The 7,706-nt window shown below is 69.3% G+C and carries 8 protein-coding genes; 1 reads left to right on the top strand and 7 read right to left on the bottom strand.

Annotated elements, in window-relative coordinates; all coding sequences use genetic code 11:
• Positions 1–58: 58 nt before the first annotated feature.
• Complete coding sequence (locus WEE69_06125; GenBank protein ID MEX1144862.1) at positions 59–316, bottom strand: cell division protein CrgA; 258 nt, start codon at positions 314–316, stop codon at positions 59–61.
• A gap of 63 nt (positions 317–379) precedes the next feature.
• On the opposite strand from WEE69_06125, the gene WEE69_06120 reads away from it, so the two are divergent.
• Complete coding sequence (locus WEE69_06120) at positions 380–973, top strand: aminodeoxychorismate/anthranilate synthase component II (GenBank protein ID MEX1144861.1); 594 nt, start codon at positions 380–382, stop codon at positions 971–973.
• 1 nt (position 974) lies between these two features.
• On the opposite strand, the gene WEE69_06115 is transcribed toward WEE69_06120, so the two are convergent.
• The 6 genes from WEE69_06115 to WEE69_06090 form a co-directional block, all read right to left on the bottom strand.
• On the bottom strand, positions 975–1,661 hold the full coding sequence (locus tag WEE69_06115) for an A/G-specific adenine glycosylase (GenBank protein MEX1144860.1): 687 nt from the start codon (positions 1,659–1,661) through the stop codon (positions 975–977).
• 95 nt (positions 1,662–1,756) lie between these two features.
• Positions 1,757–3,586 (bottom strand): Stk1 family PASTA domain-containing Ser/Thr kinase, encoded by a 1,830-nt coding sequence (gene pknB, locus WEE69_06110; GenBank protein MEX1144859.1) that lies wholly within the window; start codon positions 3,584–3,586, stop codon positions 1,757–1,759.
• A gap of 57 nt (positions 3,587–3,643) precedes the next feature.
• The gene (locus WEE69_06105) at positions 3,644–5,113 is read right to left on the bottom strand and encodes a penicillin-binding transpeptidase domain-containing protein (GenBank protein MEX1144858.1); all 1,470 of its coding nucleotides are present in this window, start codon (positions 5,111–5,113) and stop codon (positions 3,644–3,646) included.
• The gene (locus WEE69_06100; protein MEX1144857.1) at positions 5,110–6,435 is read right to left on the bottom strand and encodes an FtsW/RodA/SpoVE family cell cycle protein; all 1,326 of its coding nucleotides are present in this window, start codon (positions 6,433–6,435) and stop codon (positions 5,110–5,112) included. Before WEE69_06100 ends, WEE69_06105 begins: the two co-directional genes overlap by 4 nt.
• Entirely contained in the window at positions 6,432–7,214 is a 783-nt protein-coding gene (locus WEE69_06095) for a Stp1/IreP family PP2C-type Ser/Thr phosphatase (protein ID MEX1144856.1), read from the bottom strand. Before WEE69_06095 ends, WEE69_06100 begins: the two co-directional genes overlap by 4 nt.
• The gene (locus WEE69_06090; GenBank protein MEX1144855.1) at positions 7,211–7,702 is read right to left on the bottom strand and encodes an FHA domain-containing protein; all 492 of its coding nucleotides are present in this window, start codon (positions 7,700–7,702) and stop codon (positions 7,211–7,213) included. The genes WEE69_06095 and WEE69_06090 overlap by 4 nt, the downstream gene beginning before the upstream one ends.
• Positions 7,703–7,706: the final 4 nt, after the last annotated feature.

Genomic DNA, 7,706 nt, shown 5'->3' with positions numbered 1-7,706 from the left:
TCTTCTCCACAGACTGTGGAAACCCTGTGGGAAGTTACAGCAGTGGGATTTCGGCGGATCAGCGGTACTGGGTGGAGAGTACGAAGCCGCCGATCAGCATGCCGAGGCCGACGAACAGGTAGGAGTTCTGCGCTTCGCCTCCGGGGAGCAGGGCGAGGTAGTTGGCGACGATCACGATCACGCCCACGAGCAACGCTGCGAACATCGTCGACGGCACCCAGAGCGGCGACTCCTTGGCCGTCTTGGGCTGGGGTGGGGTGTAGCGCCCCGGCGGCGGTGCCTTCACCGGCGCTTTCCGTCGTCGCAGTCGTGCCATACGGCGGCGCACTGTAGGCGAATCCATACGGTCGGCTAGGGGGACCCAGGTACCGTGCACGTCGTGGGTGCGCGCGTCCTCGTGATCGACAACTACGACTCGTTCGTCTACATCCTCGTGCAGTACCTGGGTGAGCTGGGTGCCGAGCCGCTCGTGCACCGTCACGACGACGTGGACCTCGACGCGCTCGTCTCCCTCGCGCCCGATGCCGTGCTGGTGTCGCCCGGGCCGGGCCGTCCGGAGGACGCCGGCGTGTCCAACGAGGCGATCCGAGTGTTCGGCGAGGGTGGCGTCCCCGTGCTCGGCGTGTGCCTGGGTCACCAGTGCATCGGTCAGGTGTACGGCGGCGACGTGGTGCGCGCGCCGCAAGTGATGCACGGCAAGACGTCAGAGATTCAGCACGACGGTCGCGGCATCTTCGACGGGATGCCGAACCCGTTCACCGCGACCAGGTACCACTCGCTCGTCGTGGAGCGCGACTCGGTGCCCGAATCACTCGAGATCTCGGCCGAGAGCGCAGACGGGCTCGTGATGGGACTGCGCCACCGCGAGCACCCGATCGAGGGTGTGCAGTTCCATCCGGAGTCGATCCTGACGGAGTCGGGTCACCAGCTGGTGCGAAACTTCCTGCGCCGTGTTGCTCCGGCGGTGGCGTAGCTCAGGGCAGTTTCGCGGTCTCGCGCTCGATGGTCGCGAGGCCGTCGGTGACCAATGAGTGCAACGCCCGCGTGTCGAGCAGTGCCACCGGGGTGGGTCCCGCGCGTAGGCGAGCGAGCACCGCACCGCGCTGCTGACGGAACGAGCCTTCGAACGGGGCCTGGCGCGGGCCGGTCACGCCCTCGAGCGGGCCGCGCGTCGCGCAGCGCGCTTCCAGCGGGCACTCGGTGCAGCGCGGCTCGTGGGGACGGCACAACCGGGCGCCCACGTCCATCAGCGCGAGCAGGCGGTCGCGACCGAGCATCGGCGACCCCACGTCGATCATCGCCGCTTCGGCTTCGCGGTCGGTGAGCCGGCGCCCGTTCACGCGCTCGACGACCCGGCGGATGTTCACCTCCACGGCGGGTAGGTCGGAGCCGTCGGCCTGGGTGCGCACGGCGTTCGCCGTGTAGCGCCCGACGCCGGGCAGGTCGGTGAGGTCGTCGGGCCACCCGTTTTCTGCGATGCGCACCGCGGAGTCCCAGAGCCGGCGGGCGCGTCGCGGGTATCCGAGCCGGCCCCACGCTTCGATCACCGCGCCGGGGCCGGCATCGGCCATCGCCTGCGGGGTGGGGAAGCGCGCGATGAAGTCGAGCCACGCACCCTCGACCCGCGGCACCTGGGTCTGGTGCAGCATCACCTCCGACACCAGTACCGCCCAGCGATCGCGCGTCGCGCGCCAGGGGAGGTCGTGGCGCCCGTGCGCCTCGTACCAGTCGGAGAGGGAGACGCGACGGGACGTGGTCAGACGCAGGTAAGCGAGACCGTGGTCCCGGGCGGGTAGCTGCCGCTGCTCGGATTCTGGGCGGTCACGGTCCCGCTCTGGAGGCCGGTGATGGACACGTTGAACCCGGCGGCGGTCAGCTGGCTCGCGCCGGCGTTGCAGCCCTGGCCGATCACGTTCGGCACGGGGACCGTCGTCGGACCCAACGACACCAGCAGAGTCACCGCGCTGCCCTTGTCAGCCTTGGTCCCCGCGGGCGGGTTGGTGGCGATGGCGGTGCCGGCCGGGATCGTGTCGTGGGGCTGCGCGGTCACCGTCACCGAGAAGCCCGCCGTTGTGAGCGTGTTCTGCGCGGTGGCCTGGTCCATGCCCGCCACCGGTGGGATCGCGATCTGCGGCTCCTTGACCACGTTGACCTTGACCTGCGAGCCCTTCGGGACCTTCGACCCGACCGGCGGGTCGGTCGAGATCACCGTGTTCGGCAACTTGGCCGGATCCTCGACGTCGACCTTCACGGGGACCAACCCGCGCTCGATCAGCTCGGCCTGGGCCTGTTCCCAGGTCAGGTTGGTGAGGTTGGGGATCGTCACGTCTTTCCCGCTCACCGTGAGCACGATGGTCCGGCCCTTGCGGGCCAGGCGGCCACCCTCGGGGTTCTGGCCGATTACCTGGTCGATCGGTTGATCGCTGACCTCGTCGAGGCGCTCGACCTTGAATCCCAGGGCGATGAGCTCTGCCTCGGCATCGGTGTAGCCGTCGCCGACCACGTTGGGCACCTCGATGGTGGCTCCGCCGCTCCCGGTCGGGCGGTTGCTGCCCGAGAACAGCGCGAACGCGATCACGGCGGCGAGCATCCCCAGCCCGAGGACGACCGCGAGGACGGGACCCCATCGCCGCGGCGGCTCGTCCCACATCTCGGCCGCGGCCGCGGGCACCGGCGCGCGTGAGGTCGCGATGGTCGGCGCCTCGTCGAGCTCGTCGATCGCGAACCCGGCGCCGGCCGCGGGCGCGGTGACGGGGTGACCCCGCCCGAAGCGCACGAGGTCAGCGCGCAGCTCCTCGGCCGACTGGTACCGCGTCGCGAGATCCTTCGACATCGCCTTGAGCACGATGCGCTCGAGGTCGGGAGGCAGGTCGGGAACGAACTCGCTGGGCGGCACCGGCTGCTCGCGCACGTGCTTCATCGCGACGGCTACCGGGCTCTCACCCGTGAACGGGGGCTGCCCGGTGAGCATCTCGTAGAGCACGACACCCAGCGCGTACACGTCGGTGCGCCCGTCGACTTGGTACCCCTGCGCCTGCTCGGGCGAGAAGTACGTCGCAGTGCCGATGACCGAACCGGTCTGCGTGAGCCCCTGCTTGGCGTCGGTCGGGTTGGCCGCGATCCCGAAGTCGGCCACCTTCACCTGGCCCGACTGCGTGATGAGCACGTTGCCGGGCTTGACGTCGCGGTGGATGACGCCGTGGCGGTGGGCGAAGTCGAGCGCCGCGGCGGTCTCGGCCGTGATGCGGGCCGCGGTCATCGCCGGCAGCGGCCCTTCGTCGCGGAGGATGTCGCGCAACGAGCGGCCTTCCACGTACTCCATGACGATGAAGTAGCTGCCGCGCTCCTGGCCGTAGTCGTAGACCCCGACGATGTTCGGGTGGTTCAGCATCGCCGCGCTCTGCGCTTCACGGCGGAAGCGCTCCACGAACGCCGGGTCACGAGCGAACTCGGGGAACAGGATCTTCACCGCGACCGAGCGGTCGAGGTACTGGTCGCGCGCGAGGAACACCTCGGCCATACCGCCGCGCGCGATCGCCCGTTCAATGGCGTATCGGCCGGAATAGACGTCTGCGACCTGCGTCATCCGGACCCCACGTTAGTTTTCGACGCCCGCGACCTTCGGTCGTGCCGGTTTGCGCCCTCAGCGACCGAGATACGCCCGCATCACCGCGGCGGCGATGGGGGCGGCGACCTGTCCACCGGTGGCCTCGCTGCCCGCGTTCCCCCCGTGCTCGACGATCACGGCGATCGCGATCTCGGGGATCTGACCGGGTCCGGCCGGGCTGAAGGCCACGAACCACGCGTGCGGATCGCCGGAATCAGTCTGTGCGGTGCCCGTCTTGCCAGCGACGGTCACCCCCTCGATCTGCGCGGCTGTGCCGGTGCCGGCCTCCACGACGGTGACCATCATCGCCGCGACCGCTTGCGCGGTTGCGGGCGACACTGCGGTCTTCCATTCGCGCGCGGCGATACGACGCACGAGGCCGTCGTCGGCGTCTCGGATCTCCCTGACGACATGCGGCTCCATGATCACGCCTCCATTGGCGATCCCGGCCGCCGCGAGGCACATCTCGAGCGGTGTCGTGGCGACCGGTCCCTGGCCGACCCCGGCCAGCGCGAACTGGGGCTGCTCGTCCTGGAACGAGTTCGGCCGCGGCCCGATGCTCAACGCCGCTTCGGGAACGAGGTCGATCGGCGGCACGTCGCCGATCCCGAAGCGCTCCATCCCCGGCACGAAGGCGTCACCGAGGTCGAGTCCGAGCTGGCCGAACGTGGTGTTGCACGATCGCCGGAAGCTCACCGCGAGCGTGCCGCCGCACACCTGACCGCCGAAGTTGTCGAGCTCGAGGTCGGTCTGCGGAAGGTCCAGTGAGCTGATCTCCGGGAACACGCGGTCGGGAGTGGCCACGCCGTTCTCGAGCGCGACCGATGCGGTGATCGTCTTGAACGTGGAGCCGGGTGGATAGCGCTCCCGGTACGCGCGCGCGAGGTCCGGCTTGTCCGCCAGCGCGGTGATGAACCGGTAGTACTGGTTCACTTTCTTTGTGTTGTGGCCCGCAAGCGGCTCCTGGTTGTAGGTGGGGTTGGCGTACATCGCGAGGACCTCGCCGGTCCGCGGGTCGATCGCGACGACGGAGCCGCGCTGATCGCCGAGCGCGTCGGCCGCGGCGCGCTGGAGATCGGCCCGCACCGACAGCACGACCGTGCCGACCGGCTCCTGCCCACCGAGGATCGCATCGTCGAGACCACGAATCTGGAGCTCCGGATCGCGGCCGATGAGCTCGTCGTTGTACGTGCGCTCCACGCCGATGCTGCCGAGCACGAACGACTGGTAGCCGACGACTTGCTGGAACAGCTCCGCGTCGGGGTAGCTGCGCTGGAAGTCGAACTCGGTCCTGTCGTTGACGCGGGTCGATTTGGCGACCACGGTGCCGTCGGCGGTGACGATCGGGCCGCGGGGTCGGTTGATGTCCTTGAGCGCGCCGCGCACGTTGCGGGGGTCGTTGGCGAGGCTGTCGGCGTGGATCACCTGGAGGTACGTGAGCATCCCCACGAGGACGAGCATCAACGCGACAACCGCCGTGCCAACGCGGCCGATGGCGCGGTTCATGACACCGCCGGCGCCGAGCCGGCTCGTCCGCGTCGACTTGTGGAGCGTGCCCGCGCGTTGTCATCGGAGATCCGCAGGAGCAGCGCGAGCACCACGAAGTTGGCCACGAGCGACGACCCGCCGTACGAGATGAACGGCAGCGTGATGCCGGTCAGGGGGATGACCCGGGTGACACCGCCGATGATCACGAAGGCCTGGATGCCCATGATCACGGTCAGACCCGCGGCGAACAGCTTCGGGAACGGCCGCTCGGCCTCGAGGGCGATGCGAAACCCAGAGCCGATGAACAAGAGGATCGCCGCGAGCACAGCCACGGTGCCGATGAGCCCGAGCTCCTCGCCGATCGCGGAGAACACGAAGTCGGTTGCCGAGTTCGGGATCAGCTGCGGGTTCCCTCGCCCGAGTCCTGTGCCGGACATGCCGCCGGTGCCGAACGAGAACCAGGACTGCACGACCTGGAAGCCCTTGCCTTGCGCGTCGTCCCATGGGTTGAGCCACGTGGTCACGCGGTCCTGCACGTGCGAAAACAGGTTGTGCGCGATGGCGGCGCCGCCGAGGAACAACACCAGCGCGGTCAACAGGTACGCGCCGCGCTCCGTTGCCGCATAGAGCATCGCCCCGAAGACGGCGAAGAACAGCAACGACGAGCCCAGGTCCTTCTGCTGGACCATCACGAGGATCGACACCGCCCACGCAAGCAAGAGGGGCGCGAGGTGCTTCGGGTCGGGCAGCACCAGGCGACCGAGGTGGCGCGTACCGCTCGCGAGGAGCTCGCGCTTGTCGACGAGGTACGCGGCGAAGAAGATCACGAGCAGGACCTTGGCGGCCTCCCCGGGTTGGAAGTTCATCGGCCCGATGCCCACCCACAGCCGCGCGCCGTTGATCGTCTTGCCGATGCCCGGCACGAGCGGGAGCAACAACGCGAGCAGGCCGAGCAGCAGGAACGAGTAGCGGAAGCGCTCCAGCGTTCGGATGCGACGAACCACGACGAGCGTCGCGACGAACGCGCCCACGCCAGCCGCCATCCAGCCGACCTGCGTGCGCGCGAGCTCGGGGTCGAGGCGCGAGATCGTCACGAAGCCGATGCCGTTGAGGAACGCGGCGAGCGGCAGAAGGGACGGGTCCGCGTCCGGCGCGAACTGTCGGATCGAGAGGTGGGCGAGCACGTAGAGGCCGATGAAGATGGAGACGAAGAACCACAGGTCGACGGGAAGGTCGGATTTCTCGGGCAGCTGCACGAGCACGTAGCCAAAGGCCGTGATGCCCACGCCAAGCAGGCCGAGCCGCAGCTCGACGTTGCGGCGCGGGGTGGTGGTTCTCACCGGCGACGCCGCAAGATCCCGAATCGACGTCCTCGACCGCTCGCTCCGTCGTCGACGACCTCGACCGGCGCCTCGAGCGCGTCGAGCACGACGACCGTCGTGTTGTCGACGCCACCAGCCGCGTTGGCGGCATCGACGAGTCGGTGTGCCGCCGCATCTGGGCTGGCCTCCGAGCCGAGCACGTCGGCGATTGCGTCTTCGCCGACCATCGTGGTGAGCCCGTCGGAGCAGAACATCACGCGGTCGCCGGGCAGGAGCGGCACGGGGTAGAGATCCACCACCATGCCGGGTTCGAGTCCCAGGGCCCTGGTGATCATGGAACGACGTGGATCGCGCTCGGCTTCCTCCTCAGTGAGCTCGCCCGCCGCGATGAGCTCCTCCACGAGGCTGTGGTCGGTGGTGATGCGTGACAGCTCGCCGTCTCGCACGAGGTAGGCGCGCGAGTCACCGACGTGGCCGACGAGCAGCGTGTCGTCGTCGCCGAGGACGCCCGCGGTGAGCGTCGTGCCCATGCCGCGAAGCTCCGGAGTCGCGTCGGCGCGCGCGATCACCGCGTCGTTGGCCGCGATCACCGCGTCACGCAATCCACCGTGCTCGATGAACGACGCGTGCAGCGTGTCGAGTGCGGTCGCGCTCGCGACCTCACCGCCACGGTGCCCGCCGATGCCGTCGGCCACCGCGGCCAGCCGGAGATCGGGGTCGATGAGGAAGCCGTCTTCGTTGTGATCGCGGACCTTGCCGGTGTCGGTGGCTTGCCCGATGTCGAGGTAGATCGTCATCGCTGCACCTCACCAACCGTCTCGCCGAACTGCACGCGGTCACCCCGCTTGAGGCGGGTGGGTGCCTGCACCGGCTTGCCGTTCACGAACGTGCCGTTCCGCGAGCCCAGGTCCTCCACAAAGAGGTCGTCGCCGCGCCGGAAGAGCCGCGCGTGCACGGTGGACACGAACTGGTCGTCGGGGAGGACGACGCCGCACCCTCCCCCGCGTCCCACCGTCAGCTCGTCGTTCAGCGGGTACGTCTCGCCCTTGCGGGCTACGGGCTCCACGATGCGGAGCCGCGCGCCCGGCTTCGAGGCCCTGCCGCCACCCGAGCCCGTCGTTCCACCCGCGCCGGCCAGGGCAGGCGAACGCAGCTCGAGCACGACGACGCGCACGACTCGAGCGAGGAACAGGAACAGGAGCGCGAGAAAGAGGTACTTGAGTGCGTCGAGTGCAGTCTGCGACAGCTCTGCCCCGATCGTCGCCCCCAGGGCGCTCGAAGCCACAGTC

The organism is Acidimicrobiia bacterium (assembly GCA_040881685.1).
GTDB lineage: Bacteria > Actinomycetota > Acidimicrobiia > IMCC26256 > PALSA-555 > SHVJ01.
This window is presented reverse-complemented; position numbering and strand designations above follow the sequence as displayed.